Consider the following 19,439-nt stretch of genomic DNA (forward strand, 5'->3'; position numbering starts at 1 on the left):
CTCCCTCCTTTTTATGCAAACAGGCTGATCTGCGTGGTCTTGGGCATGCCGCCCAAGGCACCGATTTCATCGAGTGTTTCCACAACCGATTTGGATACCTTATTGCAGCGCACCAGCAGTTCTTCGGCGGACAGGAACGGCCCGTTGGCCCGTTCTTCTACGATGTTCAGCGCCGCCTGCTCACCCACACCGGGCATAGAGGTAAACGGCGGAATCAGTCCGTTTTCAGCCACCAAAAAGCTGGTCGCATCCGATTTGTAGATGTCCATGGGCTCAAAATGGAACCCACGCTTATAAAACTCATGCACGACTTCCAAAGTGGTCGCGGTTTCCTTTTCGGCTGCGGAAATGGTCTTTTCCCGCTCCTTTTGTTGCAGTTCCCGGATTTTATCCATGCAGACTGCATCGCCGCGCACCATGCACGAGGCGTCAAAGCCCTTGGCACGGATGGAAAAATACGCGGAATAAAACGCCAGCGGCCGATGCACCTTGAACCAGGCAATGCGGTACGCCATCATAACATAGGCGACTGCATGCGCCTTAGGGAACATGTACTTGATCTTTTTGCACGAATCGATGTACCATTCGGGCACTTCCTGCGCGCGCATGGCTTCCTCCCACTCGGGTTTGAGGCCCTTGCCTTTACGCACCGACTCCATGATGGTAAAGCTGAGTTTGGGCTGCACGCCTTTCAAAATGAGATAGTTCATAATGTCGTCGCGGCAACAGATGCAGTCAGCCAGGCCAATGCCCTGATGGACGAGATCCTGCGCATTGCCCAGCCATACGTCGGTACCGTGCGACAGGCCGGAAATGGAAACCAATTCGGCGAAGGTGGTCGGTTTGGTTTCCGACACCATGCCGCGCACAAACTTGGTGCCAAATTCCGGGACGGCCAGACAGCCGAGATCGCCCAAAATTGGGTCGGGCGTATCGTCCACGTATTTGAGCGCCTTGTTTGAGGTGAACAGGCTCATGACGTCCGGGTCATCGAGTGGAATCTGCTGGGCGTCTACGCCCGTGAGGTCCTGCATGTGGCGGATGATGGTCGGGTCATCGTGCCCGAGTTCGTCGAGCTTGAGTAAGTTCTCGTCGATCGAGTGATATTCAAAATGGGTGGTGATGATGTCCGAATTGGGGTCATCGGCCGGGTGCTGTACCGGACAAAAATCGTAGATCTCGACTTCCTTGGGGACCACGACGATGCCGCCTGGATGCTGCCCCGAGGTACGGCGCACCCCCGTGCAACCGGCGGTCAGCCGGTTTTCCTCGGCGCGCGAACAGGTGATGCCGCGCTCCTCCATGTACTTTTTGACGTAGCCGTATGCGGTCTTTTCGGCGACTGTGCCGATGGTCCCGGCGCGGAACACATGGTCATGTCCAAACAGTTCGCCGGTATACCAGTGGATACGGCTCTGGTATTCGCCCGAAAAGTTCAGGTCAATATCGGGCACCTTATCGCCCTCAAACCCCAGAAATGTCTCAAACGGGATGCCGAATCCCTGCTTGGTCAGCGGTTTTCCGCAGTTGGGGCAAACCTTATCGGGCAGGTCCACGCCGCACGAGTATTCGTCATGCCATTCGACATATTTATCGTCCGGGCACAGGTAATGGGGCGGTAGCGAATTTACTTCGGTGATGTCCGAGGTGAAGGCCGCGAACGATGAGCCGACCGAACCACGCGAACCGACCAGATAGCCGTCCTCGAGCGATTTGGTCACCAGCTTTTGCGCAATGATGTACATAACCGCGTAGCCGTTGCCGATGATGGAATTGAGTTCCCGGTCCAGCCGCTGCTGCACCAGTTCGGGCAGTGGGTCGCCGTAGATGCGCTTGGCCTTTTCGTAACTCATGTTGCGCAAGTCATCCTCCGCGCCTTCGATCTTGGGCGGATAGTTCTCGCGCGGCACCGGCCGGATGGTTTCACACAGATCGGCAATTTTGTTGGTGTTCTCGACCACGACTTCATACGCGCGGTCGGCCCCCAGATAGGCAAACTCGTCCAGCATTTCGTCGGTCGTGCGCAGATACAGGGGCGCCTGCTTGTCGGCGTCCGAAAAGCCCTGTCCGGCCATCAGGATACGGCGGAAGGCTTCGTCCTCAGGTTCGAGGAAATGCACGTCCCCGGTCGCACAGCAGGGCTTGCCCAGCTCGTCGGCCAGCTTCAAAATCTTCCGATTAAAGTCGCGCAGCTCTTCTTCGTCGCGGGCCACGCCCTTTTCGATCATGAAGCGGTTGTTGTCGATCGGCTGAATCTCCAGATAGTCATAGAACGACGCGATGCGTTTGAGTTCCTCCCAATCGGCACCACCGACCATGGCTTGGAACACCTCGCCCGCTTCGCAGGCCGAACCGAAAATCAGCCCTTCGCGGTGCTTGATGAGTTCCGAGCGCGGCATGAGCGGCTTTTTGTAGAAATAATTCAGATAACTGTACGAAATCAGTTTATAGAGGTTTTTCAGGCCGGTCTGGTTCTTGACCAGGATAATAAAATGGTGGCGGTTCAGGTTTTTGAGCGAACCGCTTTTGGCGCGCAGGCCGGCCAGCAGCGGATTGATGTCCGACACACGGGCGGCGTTGAGTTCGACGCGCATTTTATCGACCAGCTTGATCCAGATGCGCGCGAGCACGGTCGCATCCTCGCTGGCGCGGTGATGCTCAAACGGCCCGACGGCCAGCTCCTTGGCTAGGACATTGAGCTTGTGCTTACCCAGATGCGGCAGCAAAATACGGCTCATCTCCAGCGTGTCGATGGACGTAAACGCCCGCTCGATGCCCAGCCGCTTGGTCGCGGCGTTCAAGAACGACATATCAAAGCCCGCATTGTGCGCAATGAGCGGCCGCTCCCCGGCAAATTCCAAAAACCGCGGCACAGCGTCGGCCAAGTCGGGCGCATCGCGGACGGTTTCATCCGAAATGCCGGTCAGTTCGGTGATCTCGGCCGGGATGGGCTTGTGCGGATTGACATAGGTTTGGAACGAGTCGATGATCTGCCCGTCCCGCACCAGCACAGCGGCGATCTCGGTGATCTCCTCGGTGGAGGGCTTGAGGCCCGTGGTTTCCAGGTCAAAGACGATCATCTCGCCGTCCAGCGGTGCATCGCCCGTGCCGCGCACGACCGATACCCCGGCGGCGTCGTTGACATAATAGGCTTCCACGCCATAGAGGATTTTCAAATCGATCTTGTTGCGCTCAATGGCGTGCATGGCTTCCGGGAAGGCCTGCGCCACACCATGGTCGGTGATGGCCATGGCCGGATGCTCCCACAGCTTGGCGCGTTGCATGAGGGCCTTGGTCGAGCTCATGCCGTCCATGGCGCTCATGTTGGTATGTAAATGGAGTTCGACGCGCTTTTTGTCGGCCTTATCCATGCGGATGTGCTTTTTGGCCTTGACGATAGCGGTCGGCTCCAAAATACTTTCTTTTTCGTAGGTGTCAAAGGTGATTTTGCCCTGCACGGTGACATACGCGCCGGTCTTGAGCAGCGGCACGATGGGCTCGGCCTGCTCCTTGCTGAAGAACTTGGCCACACGCACCGAGTTGGTGTTGTCGGTGATGTCAAAGGACACTTTGAGCCATTCCTTGCCGCTCTTTTTCGAAACAATCTCCTTGTGATCAACAAAGAAAATCTCGCCGCGAATGGTCACCTGGCCATATTCGCCCATCGCGTCGCGGATGGACAGCGGCTCGTCAGCATAGAGTTTGCCGAAAATAAGGTTTTCGTCCGCCACCTTTTCCACCTTGGGCCGCTGGAACGAACGGTTTTCCCCACTCGGCCGCGCCGGACGCGGCTTCTTGGGCTTTTCGATTGGTTCGGGCAGCGCTTCGGCGGCCTGTTCGAGCGCCTGCTTGCGCGCGCTGCGCTGCGCGTCAATGATGTCTTTGGCCGTGCGGTCGTCAAACGGTACCGCGACCACCGGCACATCCAGCCCGGTTTCGGTGCGGATACGGTCGGCCATGGCGTGCAGCGACAGCTTCAAATACTCGCGCGCCGCCTCACTCATGGCGATGTGCAGTTCACCGTCCTCGGTTTTCCACTGGCTGTCGGCCAGCAGTCCGCAGGCCGACGGGGTTTCCAGGCACAGGCGTTCCCGCAAAGTTTGCAGATACCCTTCGGTCAGCCCGGCCAGTTCATACCGCGGGGAAATGCGCATACGGGTCAGGCCATAGGCCTTGGCGATCGAACGCTCCAAAAGGCCCAGCGCCTTGACCGGCACGATGTCATCAAACCCCACATGGCAGATCATCGTCCGCTTATCCGAACTAACCGCCAAAGAGCGCACTTCGCCAGTGTCGAAGTACGCCCTTACCGATTCTTCTATTTTACAGCGATCAAACAGATCAGCCAGTGCTCTTGCCATAGAGGCTCCCATCCTTTAATCATTCGAAGGTTTCAATCTCACGCATCAGCTCATCCACCAGCTTGTCCTGCGGCACCCGGCGCACGATCTCGCCTTTGCGGAAAATCAGGCCCACGCCGTCGCCGCCCGCGATGCCCACATCGGCTTCGCGCGCTTCGCCCGGGCCGTTGACCGCGCAGCCCATGACCGCGACTTTCAGCTTTTTGCCGTGGATGTTTGCCACTCGCCGCTCGACCTCGGCAGCAATGCCGATCAGGTCAATGCGCGTGCGCCCGCAGGTCGGGCAGGATACGACGTTGATGCCGTCGTCGTTGAGTCCTACGGCCTTTAAGATGGCTTGGGCGGCATAGATTTCCTTGACCGGGTCATCGGTCAGCGACACGCGGATGGTGTCGCCGATGCCGAGCGCCAGCAGACCGCCGATGCCGGCTGCCGACTTGATGGTGCCCATGTATTCTGTGCCCGCCTCGGTCACGCCCAGATGGAGCGGATAATCGACTTTCTCATGGGCCAGCATATAGGCTTTCATGGTATCGGGCACCGACGACGATTTCATGGACAAACAGATGTCGTAAAAATCAAATTTTTCAAGTAGCGACGCATGATATAGCGCCGACGCCACCAGCGCTTCCGGGGTCGGACCGCCGTACTGTGCCAAAATATCTTTTTCGACCGAGCCCGAATTGACGCCAATGCGAATCGGGATATTCCGGCCGCGCGCGGCCTGCACCACGGCCTTGACCCGGTCGTCCGAACCGATGTTGCCCGGATTGATGCGCACCTTGTGCACCCCTGCGGCAATCGCTTCGAGCGCCAGCTTGTAATCAAAATGGATGTCGGCCACCACGGGCAGGGGCGATTTTTCGCAGATCTCCCCGAGCGCGTGGGCGGCCTCCATATCGGGCACCGCACACCGCACAATCTGGCAGCCCGCGTCCGCAAGGGCCCGGATTTGGGCCAGCGTCGCGGCGGCATCGCGCGTATCCGTATTGGTCATCGACTGAATGGACACCGGCGCACCGCCGCCCACCAGCACGGAACCAACTTTGATCTGTCTTTTCATAACCGTTCTCCTTTATCCGAGCAGCCGAATCATATCGTTTCCGGTCACATAGACCATCAGCCCTAACAGCAGCACCAAACCGGCCGCATTGACATAGCCCTCCAGCTTGGGGCCGAGCGGCTTGCGGCGGATGGCTTCCACCAGCAAAAACAGCAGGCGGCCGCCGTCCAGCCCCGGAATGGGCAGCAGGTTCATCACGCCGAGGTTGATCGAAATGAACGCCACCAGATACAGGAACGACTGGAAACTGACCTTGGCGGTCTGGCTCATCACTGCGGTCACGCCGACTGGGCCGGAAAGCTGATCAACGCCCACCTGGCCGCTGACCAGTTGGCCGAGCGAATCCCAGATAACGCGCGCGAGGCTCACCGATTCCCAGAACGCGGTCTGGATACGAACGGGCAGCGTGGCTTCCACGGTCGCAAAATGCAGACCGTATTTCATCTGTCCATCGACCTCGACATTGGGCTGCATGGGCAGATCCTTGATTTCTACCTTTTCCCCGTCACGGCGTACCGTGATGTCGAATTTGCCGTCTGCTGCACCCTGCATAATGGCCATATCCACGTCGCTGCGCTGATGGATGCGGTAGCCGTCGATCTCCAAAATGGTGTCGCCGACCATCAGGCCATCCTCGCCCTCATGCTGGAAGCCTTCATAAAACCCGTCCAGCGTGGGCACCACGATGCGGCCATCCTGCGCTCCCGGCAGGATGAACAGCAGAATGACAAACCCCATCAAAAAGTTCATCGTGACACCGGCGATCAAAATGATGAATCTCCGCCAGCGGCTGACTTTGGAAAATGCCCGATCGGACACCGAACCATCGTCGCCGTCCTCCCCTTCCATCACGCAGGCGCCGCCAATCGGCAGCAGCCGCAGACAATATTTTGTTTCCCCAAACTGGTGCGAGAGAAGGGTCGGCCCCATCCCGATCCAAAATTCCTCGACCAGCACGCCGCTGCGCTTGGCGGCCACCAAATGGCCGACCTCATGCACCAAAATCAGCACACCGAACGCGATCAGCGCCAGGATAATGCCCGGCAGATTGGAAAGAAAGTCCATAAACCGATTACCTCAACCTTTCTTGGCTCTCATAGACCTGCTCACGCGCCATGCGGTCGAGCATGAGCACATCATCCAAACAAATGTCTTTGTTGTGGGGGATGCGGTCCAGTGCCTGCTGCACCAGCCGCGGAATGTCGTTAAAGCCGATCTTGCCCTTTAAGAACAGATCGACCGCCGCTTCGTTCGCGCCGTTCATGACAGCGCCTGCGCCGCCCTTTTGCCGCGCGACTTCGCGCGCGATGCGCAGGGCCGGGAACGCGGTTTCATCGGGCGCATAGAACGACAGATGCCCGACTTTAGCCAGATTTAACCGCTCCATCTTGCACGGCACGCGCGCCGGATAGGTCAGCGCATACTGAATCGGCAGGCGCATATCAGGCACGTCGAGCTGCGCCAAAACCGCGCCGTCCTCAAATTCGATCAGCGAATGCACAATGCTTTCGCGGTGGATGATGACCTCAATGTCCTCTGGCGGCAGGTCGTACAGCCACATGGCTTCGATCAGTTCCAGACCCTTGTTCATCATGGTCGCCGAATCGATGGTGATTTTGGCACCCATCGACCAGTTGGGGTGCTGGAGCGCCTGCTCGGGGGTCACATGCTCGAGTTCCTCGGCCGATTTGCCGAAAAACGGGCCGCCCGATGCGGTCAGGATAATTTTATCCAGGCGGTTGCCCTGCGCGGCCTGCACGCACTGAAAGATGGCCGAATGCTCAGAGTCCACCGGCAAAATCTTGACGCCTTTCTTGCGCGCGGCTTCGGTCACCAGACCGCCCGCGCAGACCAGCGTTTCCTTATTGGCCAGCGCGATATCGTGCCCGGCCTCAATGGCGGCCATGGTGGGCAGCAAGCCGACCATGCCGACCACGCCGGTCACGACCACATCGGCCTGCGGCAGGCTGGCCGCTTCAATCAGGCCGTCCATCCCGGCAGCCACGCGGATATCGGTATCGGCGAGCGCGGTTTTCAGTTCTTTGGCCGCCGCTTCATCAAAGGCGACCGCGAGTTCGGGACGCAGCGCCCGCGCCTGCTGCTCAAGCAGCTTTACATTACGGTTGGTCGTGAGCGCCACCGCCTGCGCGTCGATGGAATCGAGCACATCGATGGTCTGGGTGCCGATCGAACCGGTCGCCCCCAGAATGGAAATGCGTTTTTTCTCTATCATTGTAGTCTCTTCGTCCTTCCAATATGCTGCTTATGCGGCAAACAGCCGCAAAATCAGTTCAGCGACCGGAGCCACAAAGATCACGCTGTCAAAGCGGTCGAGTACGCCGCCATGGCCGGGGAAAATGTGGCTATAATCCTTGATGCCGGTCTGCCGCTTGATGATGGAAAACGACAGGTCGCCTACCTGGCCGATCACCGCGCCGATGGCGCCCATGAGCGCTGCGGCTGCATAGTCGATTTCCAGATTGGCAAACCGGTTGAACAGATACACGACCAGCAGCATGAGCAGCGTTGCGCCAACTACGCCGCCAATCGCACCTTCGACCGTCTTTTTCGGACTGACAACCGGCGCCAGCTTATGCTTGCCGAATGCCATGCCAGCAAACAGCGCACAGGTATCCGATCCCCAGGCCGCTACCAGCGGCAGCAGCACCAGGAACTGGCCGCCTTCCATCGAGAAGATACGCCACAGCGACAGCAGCATGATGGGCAGCACGACGCCGCCAAACAGCGCGACCGCGATCTCCGGAAAAGAAACCGTGTCATGGTGCCGCAGCAGAGCGGCAAACAGCGCCACGATCACTATCATAGTCAGACAGGCGTACAGCAGCAGAACATCGTCGCCCGTCCCAACGGCATCAAAAACACCGAACAGCAGAGAAGAAAACCATGCCGTGCGCAGCACGATCGGGTTTTTGACCAGTCCGGTCGGCTCGGTCAGCTCATAGGTCGCCAGGGTGGCCAGCACAGTCAGCGCAATGGCCATCACCACAGGCGGGAACACATACAGCGCGAGCAGGACAAATACAAACCCAATCACGCCAAACAAAACTCTAGCTTTCATAACATTACCTATTTCCTTCGTTTTTTCCCCTTATACGCCGCCAAACCGCCGCGAACGGCGGTTGAATGCGTCGATCGCCTCATCCATGTCCGCGGTCGAAAAGTCCGGCCACAGCACGTCGGTAAAATAATATTCACTATATGCCGACTGCCACAGCAGGAAATTGGACGTGCGGATCTCGCCCGATGGGCGGATGATGAGATCAGGGTCGGGCATATGCGAAGTATAGAGATGGGCCGAAATGCTGTCCTCGGTGATATCCTCGGGCGCAATCGTCCCGTTTTTCACCTCACGTGCCAAGGCCCGCACCGCGTTTTTGATCTCGTCCCGGCCGCCATAGTTGATGCACAGACTGGCTGTGGCCGCATCCGGCCCCAACTTGTCCGCAATGGCGTCCACTTCTTCGATCTGCGCATGGATGTCCGCCGGCAGCGGCGTCAAATCGCCCAGCACCCGCACGGCGACGCCGCGCTGAAACATGGTTTCGGCCGCTTCTTTGAGATACTTGCGGAACAGGTCCATCAAAGCGTCCACTTCTTCCTTGGGACGCTTCCAATTTTCGGTGGAAAACGCATACACGGTGAAGTACTGTACCCCGATGTCCTTACAGTAGGTTGCAATCGTACGGAAGGTCTCCGCCCCCACCGCATGGCCGGCCGAACGCGGCATGCCCCGTTTTTTGGCCCAACGGCCGTTGCCGTCCATAATGACCGCAATATGCCGCGGCACCGGGCGCTCTCCAACGATTTTCGCCGGGGCTTTTCCCCGAAAAAGATTCAAAATCCCCATTTTTACCTCACATATGGTAGAAGGGGGCGACTTTGCGCCGCCCCCCGCATGTTCTTGGATTGAGAGCGGTTGGAATGCAGAAATTCCAAACTTCTCCCTTTTGTTTTAAACTTCTGCCAGTTCCTTGGACTTCTTGGCAACGATGCCGTCGATTTCCTTGACAAACTTGTCGGTCATCTTCTGCATCTGATCTTCTGCCTCATGCAGTTCGTCCTCGGTCATTTCGCTCTTTTTGTGTGCTGCCTTGCACTTATCGATCGCTTCCCGGCGCACATTGCGTACCGCAACCTTGCTGTCTTCACCGATCTTGGAAACCTGCTTGATCAGTTCCTTACGGCGTTCCTCGGTCAGCGGCGGGAAGGTCAGGCGGATCACCTTGCCGTCGTTCTGCGGGTTGATGCCCAGATCCGATGTCTGGATGGCCTTTTCGACCGCACGCAGCACCGAACCATCCCACGGCTGGATAGCCAGCGAACGCGGGTCGGGCGAAGAAATGGCGGCCACCTGATTGAGGGGGGTCGGCGCACCATAGTATTCCACGGTGATCTTGTCGAGGACTGCCGGATTGGCGCGGCCTGCACGGATGGCGGCCAGTTCCTTACCGAGCACCTCGATGGTCTTGGTCATCTTGTGTTCATAAGTCTTCAGGTCTGCTTTCATCTTACTTCCTCCTCTTTGACAATCGTGCCGATGTTTTCTCCGGTAACGACACGATAAATGTTTTCCGGGTCGCTCAGGGCAAAGACCAGAATCGGGATATGGTTGTCCATGGACAAGCTGGTCGCCGTGGTGTCCATGACGCCAAGGCCCTGGTTTAAGACATCCATATAGGTCAGGCTGTCATACTTTTTCGCGTTGGGGTTCTTGGCCGGGTCGGAATCATACACGCCATCGATGTTCTTGGCCAGCAAGATCACGTCGGCATTGACTTCGGCCGCACGCAGGACCGCTGCCGTATCGGTCGAGAAGTAGGGGCAGCCAGTACCGCAGCCAAAGATGACCACACGGCCCTTTTCCAGATGCCGGGTGGCACGGGAACGGATGTAAGGCTCAGCGATCTTGTTCATTTCGATGGCCGTCTGTACGCGCACATCGACGCCGCGCTGCTCGAGCGCATCCTGGAGCGCCAGAGCGTTGATGGTGGTCGCCAGCATACCCATATAGTCGGCACGGGTACGTTCCATCTTGCCGCCGCCATCCTTGACGCCGCGCCAGAAGTTGCCGCCGCCGACCACGATGCCAACCTCGCAGCCGATCTCGCTGACGCGCTTGATGACGTCGCACACCGGGCCGATGACATCTTCAAAATTTAAGCCGAAATGTTTGTCGCCCGCCAGCGCTTCGCCGCTGATCTTGATGAGTACACGTTTATACTTGGGAGTGTCCATCGTGTATCCTCCTATTTTCACACAGTCTTAATTTATTTTAGCGTATCCCCGGCTATTTTGCAAAGCATTTCGCCCTCTTTTTTATGAACGGATGGTAAAAATTTTTCCAGACCCTGCGGCGCATTTTTATAATATCAGTGAAATCCTCCGTTTCAGGCAATATATACAGAAATATTTTTCTTTTTTGTTTAGTATGAGGATTGTTTCCTGTCTCTGTTTTGGTATACCTCACTCACTTGGTGTTATATTACAATATTTCTTAAAATTCCAACCTCGTCTTCCAGAAAACCTCCGATGAACATTCCATCTGTTGTATTGCATCGCCTATGCCGCGTATATGTCCGCCGCATGACTCCCTTTGGCTGCCGGCTTTTATTCATTTTGACGCATGCCACCGGCCCAAATTGGGCTTTAGCCTGATACAAAATAACCAAAACCTATGAAAAATCGAATTTTTGCCCTTACATTCCCCAGTAAAATATGCTAAAATATAAAAAAAAGGCGGCATGTTGCCCCCGGTTTTCCGCATGGCCACGCGCCGTCTCCTTGTTTCAAAGGGAAATATTTTATTAGGAGGGAAATGCATGTTTCAAACTGGACAGCTTGTCGTCTATGGCGGCGAAGGCGTATGCCGGGTCATCGATGTGGGTGTGCCCCACCTGACGGGAATGGATATCCAAGACGCTTATTATACGTTGTGCCCGCTCGGCCATAAAGTGATGATTTATATCCCGGTCGACCACGCCGAACATCTGCGCCCGATCATGACCCGCCAGCAAGCGCAAGGGCTGATTGAAAAAATGCCCGAGATCGAACCACTGCCGTGTGTCTCGTCCGGTCCGTTTGTGCAGCGTGAATCGTATGGCGAGGCCCTGCACACCCACGATTGCATCGGTTTGGTGCGCATTCTCAAGACCGTCTATGCCAAGCAGCACCGCAACCCAGGCACACGACATGCTCTTGGTCGCATCGACGAAGAATATCGCAAGCGCGCGGAAGACATCCTGTACAGTGAATTTTCGGCTGCGCTGGACATCCCCCGCGACCAGATCCCTTCCTATATTGAAAAAACAGTGTTACAATTTGAAAAAGAACGGGCTTAAATTTCACTTCTGCCCGCGAAACCCTTGCACATACTCCCGGATGCTGATAAAATAAAAGCAGAAAAGTTTTTCACTGTACGCCGCAAAAGCGCGGTGCATCTCTTTTGTTTTATATGAGGAGGGTGAGTATGGAAAATCCGAATGTTTTGCAGCTTGCACACCAAATTTTTTCTGATTTTTATCTGTGCTACTGCGGTTATGCATCCTGCGAGCCGCTCCAACATTTTGGCCCTGCTGTCCGGCCCAATTATCTGATCTATTATATTATGGACGGCAAGGGCGAATTCCAGTCGGGTGGCAACCGCGTTTCGCTGCACGCGGGCGAGGGTTTTCTCATCCGCCCCAACGAGCAGGCCTTTTTCCAGGCAGACGAATCCGACCCCTGGACCTATCTTTGGATTGGGTTTGATGGGTCCCGCTGCGTCGAATACCTGAAAGCCATCGGTCTGGACGATGGCCAGCAGACCTACCGCTCTCCGGACGGCGAAAAACTCAAGGAGATCGTGCAGGAAATGCTGCGCTACAACACCGCCGGTGTGGAGAATGACTTCCTTCTGCAAGGGCTGTTGTGCCGGTTCTTCGCGTGCCTGGCGCGCTCGCTCTCCATCCCGCTGTCGGCTGTCGCCAAAAACGACCGCGAAAACTTCTATGTACGCCGTGCGGTCGAATTTGTCCACTACAATTACGCCAACCACATCACGGTGTCGGATATGGCCAAATACGTATCCCTCAACCGCAGCTATCTATTTACCCTGTTCCAGCGCGTGCTGCACATCTCCCCGCAGGAGTTCCTTACCACGTTCCGCTTGACGCGCGCCAAAGAGCAGCTCACCCTGACCGATGCCACGGTGGCGGCCATCGCCCAGTCGGTCGGTTATCGCGACCCGCTCGTATTCTCCAAAGCGTTCAAGCAAATGACCGGTATGACGCCGGTGCAGTTCCGCAAGCACCAGCGCGAGCAGCAAGCGCAGCAAACCCCTTGATTTCAAAGCGCCCATTTTCATGGGCGCTTTTTTGATGCAAAAAACGCAAGACCAGACAGGTCTTGCGTTTTTCGCCGTAAAGAGATAAGGTGGAATGGTCTTTATAAGAGTTCGCGCTGGATGCGCTCGAGCGCTTCGGGCGCCTGCTGGTCCATCTTCTCCGGGAACCCGAAATACGATACACAGATGATATTATCGCCGCCAGCCTTGGGCGCATCGGCCTTTTGCTGCTTGGTGGCAAAATCCATATCGCGCAGGGTTTCGAAGATGCCCGGAAAATCGACATCACCTTCGCCCATCGCCAGATGCTGGTGGATAGTCACATCGGCCTTGCCGCGGCTGTTGAGCCAAGGCGGATTGGCGATATACCGGCAGTCCATGGTCTGGTTGAAGGTATCGGCCAGCAGCACATGGGTCAGGTCGTCGCCCGCATACTTCAGCATATGACGCACATCGCCCTTGCCCTGGTCGTAGAAGAAGCCATGCGGCGAAGAATACACATAGCCAAGGTTCTTGGAGCGGAAGGACTTGACGATATCGCATGCTTCGTCGTTGAGTTCGCAGAAGTCATACGGATGGGACTGCAATTCTACGCGCAGGCCTTCACGCTCAATGATGGGCAGCAGCTCTTCCATGGAGCGGAAGAACATGCCGTTGCAGATCTCCTGCTGGTTGGGGTCGCCCGAAAATTCGGTGTTGATGACCGGTACGCCCATATCGACAGCGATCTCGATCATGCGCTTCCAGTTGGCAACCGCAAACTGGCGCTGCTCCTCGGTCGGGCCCGACCAACGATATACCACGATGAAGGACGAGATCTCAACGCCTGTTTCCTTGAGCGCCTGCTTGTATTCGTCCTGGCACTCCTTGGAGAACAGCGGATGCTTATAGAACGGGTTGATGCGCGGATGCGGGGACTGCTCGATGTACTTATAGCCCCAATCGGCTACCTTGTGGACATAGTCCCGAATGGACATCTGCTTGGCCAGGACATCGACGTCAAATGCGATTTTCATGCTTAGTTCCTCCTTTTTTTCGTGGATTACCAGTACTTGGCGACATGCGCCTTGGTGACTTCGGCTGCCTTCTTGATATTTTCTTCGTTCGTCAGCTTGTAATACTCCGGACGGAACACCTCCATGGTGCACACGTCGCCTTCAAAGCCGATCTTCTTGAGCGTATCGGCATAACGCTTGTGGTCCAGGCAGTCGCCCGGCTCGCCCGGCCACAGACGCTTCTCATCGTTGTTGTAAGCTGCGCCGCAGGGCATATTCTCCATGCCGTTGAGGTGCCAAACGAAAATCTTCTTGCCGTCAGCCTTTTCCAGCGCGTCCCAGCCCGATGCCATGGCGTGGAAATGATACTGGTCGAGCGTGATGCCCACGAGCGGATGGTTCACTTCCTCTACGATGGCATACGCATCTTCAAAGCGGTTGATGGACATGGTCGGTGCGCCGCAGAACTCGAGCGACAGCTTGATGCCGTGCGGCTCGACCTTCTTGACCATTTCCTTGAGGACTGCTACGGCGTCGGCCTTGATGTCGTCCAGCGTCGCATGAACCGGCAGGTCCATAGACGGAACCACGACGATCATCTTGCATTGCAGCTTGAGGCAATCGGCAATGATCTGGTCGAGCTTGGCCATGACTTCGTCCTTTTCCGCCTGGGTCTGCTTCATATTGAAGAACACCAGCGCGTTATAGGACAGCATCTTCAAATGGTGCTTGGGGTCAGCAAACCAGGCCGCCAGGTCGTCGATGGTGTACTTGCCGGCCGCGATCTCGCGGTCCAGGCATTCCGACTGGATGTCGATGTAATCAATGCCGTACTTCTCGCACAGGTCGAGGTCTTCCAGCACCGAATGATTTTCGCAAAAGCGGTTGCAGCCTTCATTAAAACCGATCTTCATGGTATGTTCTCCTTACTTCTTGTAGAAATCCGGGGTGCCGCCGGTGATGACCTTCTCGGCTGCACCGGTGGTCTGGCTCTTGACGAGCGCGTCGGCCGTGATGGAAGCGACATAGCCGTCCCAAGCGGAAGATCCGCCGGTCTTGCCTTCGAGCGCGTGGTTGACCCAGTCCTGAATCTCGACATCATAAGAATCGATGAAGCGGAGGATCCAGTTGTCTTCGATCTTGGTGGAAACATTGTGGTCAAAGCGTACGGTCGGGAACGACGGGCACGGCAGATTCATCACACCGTTTTCGCAAACCACTTCGCAGTTGATGTCATAGCCGAAGCCGCAGTTTACATTGACTTCCAGAACGGTCACGATGCCGCCCTTGGTCTTGAGGATCATGATCTGCGGGTCCTTCAGGCCTTCGTGCGCCTTGGACGAGGTCTTGGGCATGATGCACTGCACTTCGTCCCACTCGTCATCGACCAGCCACGGCAGTACGTCGATCTCGTGAATGGCGGTGTCGGTGACTGCCATGGCGGTGGTGTAGTCCTCAGCCACGCCGTCGGCGCGGTGGGTGCACTTAATGACCATCGGAGCGCCGAATTTACCCTCATCGAGCAGCGCCTTGAGCTGGTTGTAACCGCGGTCGTAGCGGCGCATAAAGCCAACCTGTACCAGATGCTTGCCCGATGCCATTTCGGCGTCTACGATTTCCTTGCAGTCCGCTGCGGTGTTAGCCAGCGGCTTTTCGCTGAACACCGGCTTTCCGGCCTTGATCGCTGCGATTACCGGGTCCTTGTGGAATGCGCCCGGCGTGGTAACAACAACTGCGTTTACGTCCGGGTCGTTGATAGCTTCGTTGAAGTCGGTGTAAACCTTGGTGCCTTCGCCGGCGATTGCAGCGCCCTTCTTGGCGCCTTCTTCGAATACGTCGCAAACGGCAACGATCTTGGCATCCTTGATGCGGTTCTGGATGCGTTCAATGTGTTCGCGGCCGATCATGCCGCAGCCAATCAGTGCGATGTTCAGGGACATAAGAAAAACCTCCGTCATAAAAAATAAAGTGATAAAGCTTGTGGTGTCTTTTGTGGTGTGCGGTTTGGCGGACCGCATGTGCATGTGCTTGCGTTCACTGCTTGTTTTCTTCTTCGAAATGATTGTAGCACCGCGTTCACGAGAACGCAAGAGCAAATCTCCAAATAGATACACAAATATCGGCGGAAAAATATATTCAAATTGCCGAATTTGTCGGTTGCGCGCGCGGCTTTTGTATGCTATTCCACAAGCGCGCCGCTCATTTTTATGGATTCTGCGCACGAAATTGCGTGCATTTTTCGGAACATGCACGCAGCACGCAAAAAAATATCCGTCCGGTGGGTTTTCCGGACGGATATTCGCTTCGCTTTAGCGCGCTTCGACGCTTTTTCCTTCGCGTTCGAGCAGTTCGTGCATCATCTTATCATAGCTCTTGTCCAGCTTGTAGAACGAGGCAATGATGAACATAATAGCCCACAGGGCAATCGGAACATACAGATAGAATGCTTCAATGGTCGCAATGGCTTCCACGGTCTGTTCGGCTGCCGTCGCCTTCAGACCGTCAAATGCTGCCATGGACAGGATGCCGCCCATGATGGCCTGGGTGAAGCCCGAACCGGCCTTCTGGCCCATGCTCATCGAGGAGAACATCAGGCCTTCTACACGCAAGCCATGCTTCCAGTGGCCATACTCGATGGCGTCGCCGGGCAGCGAGTACTGTACGCCATAGAACGGTGCAATACCGAAACCACGGATGATGCAGGAAACCACGCCGAGCGGTACGCTGGTAGCATTGACCAGGAACAAAAGCTGACCGATAATGCCCATTGCGCAGCCAAAGCAGATCAGATTCCGCTTGCCGAAGCGCGGCAGCAGCTTGGGCAGCATGGCAATACCAATGATGGTGCAGACCTTTTCGGCCGAGGACAGCGGCATAACCAGGTTTGCGTCACCCAGAACATACTGGCAGTAGTAGGTCAGATCGGTGCCGATGATGACCTGATATGCGGTGTAGGCGATCATCAGGCCCAGGGCGATCAGGAAATACCGGTTGGTAAAGGTGATTTTAAACGACTTCCAGAAGGGGATATTTTCCTTTTTGGTCTGCGGCGCGGCCTGAACGCGCTCGGTGCAGGTGGCGTACGTGTTGAGCAGGATGAACACCGAAACAATCGCATAGCCGCCGGTGACCAGAATCCAAGAAAGCTGCTCCTTGCCGGTCGCGGCAGAAACGTAGTTGATCAGCGGCAGGGTGAATGCGGTGATAATCATGCTTGCCGTGATGGACAGCATCATACGGATGTTGCTGATGGTATCGCGATCGCGGCGGTCGCGGGTCATCAGCGAGCCCAGCGCGTGGAACGGCTGGCTGATTGCCGTGTAAACCACGGTGTTCATCAGGTTATAGGTGACAAAAGCATAGAGAATCTTGCCCATATTGCCGACATCCGGCATGGTAAACAGCAGAACGGCTGCAATCGCGTACGGGACAACCAATCGTAAAATCCAGATGCGGGCCTTGCCGTATTTGGAATGGGTGCGGTCGATGATGGTGCCCATGGCGACATCGGAAAAACCGTCAAAAATACGCGAAACCAGCATAATCATGCCGACCGCGCCGGCCGAAATACCGACCACGTTGGTGTAAAAGTAAATCAGCAGCGTGGACGTCATGGTGTACATCAGCGTCAGCGCCGGGTCGCCAAAACAGTAGGCCAACTTTTCGGATACAGGGACTTTAATAAACTCGTCCATGTTCTTTTTCTTCTGTTTAAAGTTCAGAAGTTCTGCAATTCCGCCTTTCATTTGCTACACTCCTTCTTTATTTCCCTTATTGCATATCGATATTGCGGATATCGATGTGTGCCCCGGGCGGATGCCGCCGCACCGAAGCCGTGAAGAAGAAGAACATACAGGTGTTCACGAGAACACAGAGGAGAATGCCTGTTCGGCCGTGCTGCTCCGCCAAGCAGCCATGCAAATGGACGAACAAGAGAATGAATTTGTTTTGTAAATAAAGCTTAACATGGATAAATATCGTTTTCAAGTGACAAAAGTCAGAAAACCACACAAAGACAGGTTTTTCGTGATATGAACACAAAAACAAGCGTGCACCTTTGTAAAATTGACGGAAAATCGTCTATACCTGCGTGCACTCGCGTGCATTTGCGTAGGTATTTCCGCCAGAAGCGCCCGTCCGAAACTGTGCGACCTTGCAAAAATGCAAAAAAGCGCCGATTTCCCGCGGAAAATGGTACTTGCAAAATGCGTGCAGTGTGTTATACTGTTCATAACAGAAATATTGGGAGGTAGGAGCATGGCAGTCACCGCACAGCAAATCGCCGAGTTGGCGGGCGTGTCCCGCGGCACGGTCGACCGGGCGCTGCACAACCGCGGCCGCATCAACCCGGAAGTTGCTGCACGCATCCATAAAATCGCGGCTGACCTGGGATATAAGCCCAATTTGGTCGGTCAGGCGCTTGTAAAGTCCAAGCGGGACTTCAAAATCGGCGCTATTTTGCAGTCGGTCGAGACGCCGACCATGCAGATTGTACGCCAGGGGCTCCAGCGCGCAGCGTCCGAACTGCGTGCATCCGGGGTCGAACTCCTCGTGCGCGAACTGCGCGGATTGGACGAGGAACTGGTGCTCGAAAGCATCGAAGAATTAACATCACAGGGCATCCAGGGGCTGGCCCTCTCGCCCAACAACACCACCGAGCTGCGCGAATGCATCAACGACCTTTACGAACAGGGCATTCCGGTCATCACCTTAAATTCCGACGTGCCGGGCAGCAAACGGATGTGCTTTATCGGCATGGACAACTACCGCGCCGGACAGACGGCCGCCGGTCTGATGCACCAGATGCTGCCCGACGGCAGCAAGGTATTCCCGCTCACCGGCCACCTGAACAACACGGCGCACAACAACCGCCTGACCGGTTTTACCGACACGCTGGCGGCCGAGCACGCCGACAACCTGACCGTCCTACCCTTCCAGCCCTGCTTTGACCGGGACGATTTCGCCTATGAAATCACCCAGCACATTTTGGAAGCCCACCCCGATCTCGCGGGCATCTATGTCGCGTCCAACGGTCAACAGGGTGTGTGCGAAGCGGTAAAAGACGCCGGCCTGACCGGCCGGGTGCGGGTGATCGCCTTTGACCTGACGCCGCCCAACGACGAACTGCTGCGCGACGGTCACATCAGCATTCTGCTCGACCAGGACGCCTTCGAACAGGGCTACCGCCCGCCCCTGCTGCTGAGCGACTATCTGGTGCACCAGCGCGCGCCCGAGCGCGAACTGATGTACACCGACATCCGCATTTGCACCAAGTACAACACCGGCGACCCCATCCCGCTGCATCCATAAACGTGAAAAAGCTCCCCGTTTTGCAAACGGAGAGCTTTTTGTTTCTTGCTTTTTATCCAGTCTATGGTATAATGAGGTCAGGAAAACAAAAGATGCGGCAGCTCAAGAGTGCGGCAACACCCTTGAGCCTGCGCAGGTGCCACAACACCATACACAGCGGCATTCGCCGCACCGCAATCCTATTATACCGGATTGTCCCGCCGGACACAAGGTTTTTGTACAAAAATCACGTTTTCACGGCGGTGCAAGCCTTTTTTTCGCATGACCTTGTGTGGATTACCGTGTATGGACGGCTTACCCTTATCCCAGCCGCGCCTGCACGGTATTTTTTGTTTTCCGAAGCCGGCAGAGCAGGGGGCCTTCACCCT

Annotated in this window: 15 protein-coding genes; 3 read left to right on the top strand and 12 right to left on the bottom strand. The window is 56.1% G+C overall.

What is annotated here, in order from left to right:
• Positions 1 to 11: 11 nt before the first annotated feature.
• The 8 genes from EFB11_RS11365 to pyrH all read right to left on the bottom strand — a co-directional run bounded on the left by EFB11_RS11365 (position 12) and on the right by pyrH (position 10,680).
• On the bottom strand, positions 12 to 4,361 hold the full coding sequence (locus EFB11_RS11365) for a PolC-type DNA polymerase III (protein ID WP_243115216.1): 4,350 nt from the start codon (positions 4,359 to 4,361) through the stop codon (positions 12 to 14).
• A gap of 19 nt (positions 4,362 to 4,380) precedes the next feature.
• Positions 4,381 to 5,424: a flavodoxin-dependent (E)-4-hydroxy-3-methylbut-2-enyl-diphosphate synthase gene (gene ispG, locus EFB11_RS11370; RefSeq protein ID WP_122790334.1), complete on the bottom strand. Its 1,044-nt coding sequence runs from the start codon at positions 5,422 to 5,424 to the stop codon at positions 4,381 to 4,383.
• A 12-nt stretch (positions 5,425 to 5,436) separates the two neighbouring features.
• The gene (gene rseP / locus EFB11_RS11375; RefSeq protein WP_122790335.1) at positions 5,437 to 6,489 is read right to left on the bottom strand and encodes an RIP metalloprotease RseP; all 1,053 of its coding nucleotides are present in this window, start codon (positions 6,487 to 6,489) and stop codon (positions 5,437 to 5,439) included.
• A 7-nt stretch (positions 6,490 to 6,496) separates the two neighbouring features.
• Positions 6,497 to 7,657, bottom strand: coding sequence for a 1-deoxy-D-xylulose-5-phosphate reductoisomerase (locus tag EFB11_RS11380; RefSeq protein WP_122790336.1), 1,161 nt, complete (start codon positions 7,655 to 7,657; stop codon positions 6,497 to 6,499).
• A gap of 30 nt (positions 7,658 to 7,687) precedes the next feature.
• Positions 7,688 to 8,503 carry a phosphatidate cytidylyltransferase gene (locus tag EFB11_RS11385; RefSeq protein ID WP_122790337.1) on the bottom strand — a complete coding sequence of 272 codons (816 nt, stop codon included), beginning with the start codon at positions 8,501 to 8,503 and terminating at the stop codon, positions 7,688 to 7,690.
• A gap of 30 nt (positions 8,504 to 8,533) precedes the next feature.
• The gene (locus tag EFB11_RS11390) at positions 8,534 to 9,292 is read right to left on the bottom strand and encodes an isoprenyl transferase (RefSeq protein WP_122790338.1); all 759 of its coding nucleotides are present in this window, start codon (positions 9,290 to 9,292) and stop codon (positions 8,534 to 8,536) included.
• Positions 9,293 to 9,397: 105 nt separating this feature from the next.
• Positions 9,398 to 9,952, bottom strand: a complete 555-nt coding sequence (frr, locus tag EFB11_RS11395) for a ribosome recycling factor (RefSeq protein WP_122790339.1) — start codon at positions 9,950 to 9,952, stop codon at positions 9,398 to 9,400.
• A complete protein-coding gene (pyrH, locus tag EFB11_RS11400) occupies positions 9,949 to 10,680 on the bottom strand; it encodes a UMP kinase (protein WP_122790340.1) in 732 nt (243 codons plus the stop codon). Before pyrH ends, frr begins: the two co-directional genes overlap by 4 nt.
• 584 nt (positions 10,681 to 11,264) lie before the next feature.
• Between pyrH and EFB11_RS11405 the strand changes: the two genes are divergently transcribed.
• Both EFB11_RS11405 and EFB11_RS11410 read left to right on the top strand, forming a co-directional pair.
• Positions 11,265 to 11,783, top strand: coding sequence for a CarD family transcriptional regulator (locus EFB11_RS11405; RefSeq protein WP_164706744.1), 519 nt, complete (start codon positions 11,265 to 11,267; stop codon positions 11,781 to 11,783).
• Positions 11,784 to 11,911: 128 nt separating this feature from the next.
• A complete protein-coding gene (locus EFB11_RS11410; RefSeq protein WP_164706745.1) occupies positions 11,912 to 12,766 on the top strand; it encodes an AraC family transcriptional regulator in 855 nt (284 codons plus the stop codon).
• A 101-nt stretch (positions 12,767 to 12,867) separates the two neighbouring features.
• Here the strand turns inward: EFB11_RS11410 and EFB11_RS11415 are convergent, their stop codons facing one another.
• From EFB11_RS11415 to EFB11_RS11430, 4 genes are all read right to left on the bottom strand, one after another.
• A complete protein-coding gene (locus EFB11_RS11415) occupies positions 12,868 to 13,782 on the bottom strand; it encodes a sugar phosphate isomerase/epimerase family protein (protein WP_122790343.1) in 915 nt (304 codons plus the stop codon).
• Between the two features lie 26 nt (positions 13,783 to 13,808).
• Positions 13,809 to 14,675 (bottom strand): sugar phosphate isomerase/epimerase family protein, encoded by an 867-nt coding sequence (locus tag EFB11_RS11420; RefSeq protein WP_122790344.1) that lies wholly within the window; start codon positions 14,673 to 14,675, stop codon positions 13,809 to 13,811.
• A 12-nt stretch (positions 14,676 to 14,687) separates the two neighbouring features.
• Positions 14,688 to 15,701 carry a Gfo/Idh/MocA family protein gene (locus EFB11_RS11425; RefSeq protein WP_122791298.1) on the bottom strand — a complete coding sequence of 338 codons (1,014 nt, stop codon included), beginning with the start codon at positions 15,699 to 15,701 and terminating at the stop codon, positions 14,688 to 14,690.
• A 369-nt stretch (positions 15,702 to 16,070) separates the two neighbouring features.
• Positions 16,071 to 17,507 carry an MFS transporter gene (locus tag EFB11_RS11430; RefSeq protein WP_122790345.1) on the bottom strand — a complete coding sequence of 479 codons (1,437 nt, stop codon included), beginning with the start codon at positions 17,505 to 17,507 and terminating at the stop codon, positions 16,071 to 16,073.
• Positions 17,508 to 18,018: 511 nt separating this feature from the next.
• Between EFB11_RS11430 and EFB11_RS11435 the strand changes: the two genes are divergently transcribed.
• The gene (locus EFB11_RS11435) at positions 18,019 to 19,071 is read left to right on the top strand and encodes a LacI family DNA-binding transcriptional regulator (protein WP_122790346.1); all 1,053 of its coding nucleotides are present in this window, start codon (positions 18,019 to 18,021) and stop codon (positions 19,069 to 19,071) included.
• The last annotated feature ends 368 nt before the right edge of the window (positions 19,072 to 19,439 follow it).

The organism is Intestinibacillus sp. Marseille-P6563 (assembly GCF_900604335.1).
GTDB lineage: Bacteria > Bacillota > Clostridia > Oscillospirales > Butyricicoccaceae > Butyricicoccus_B.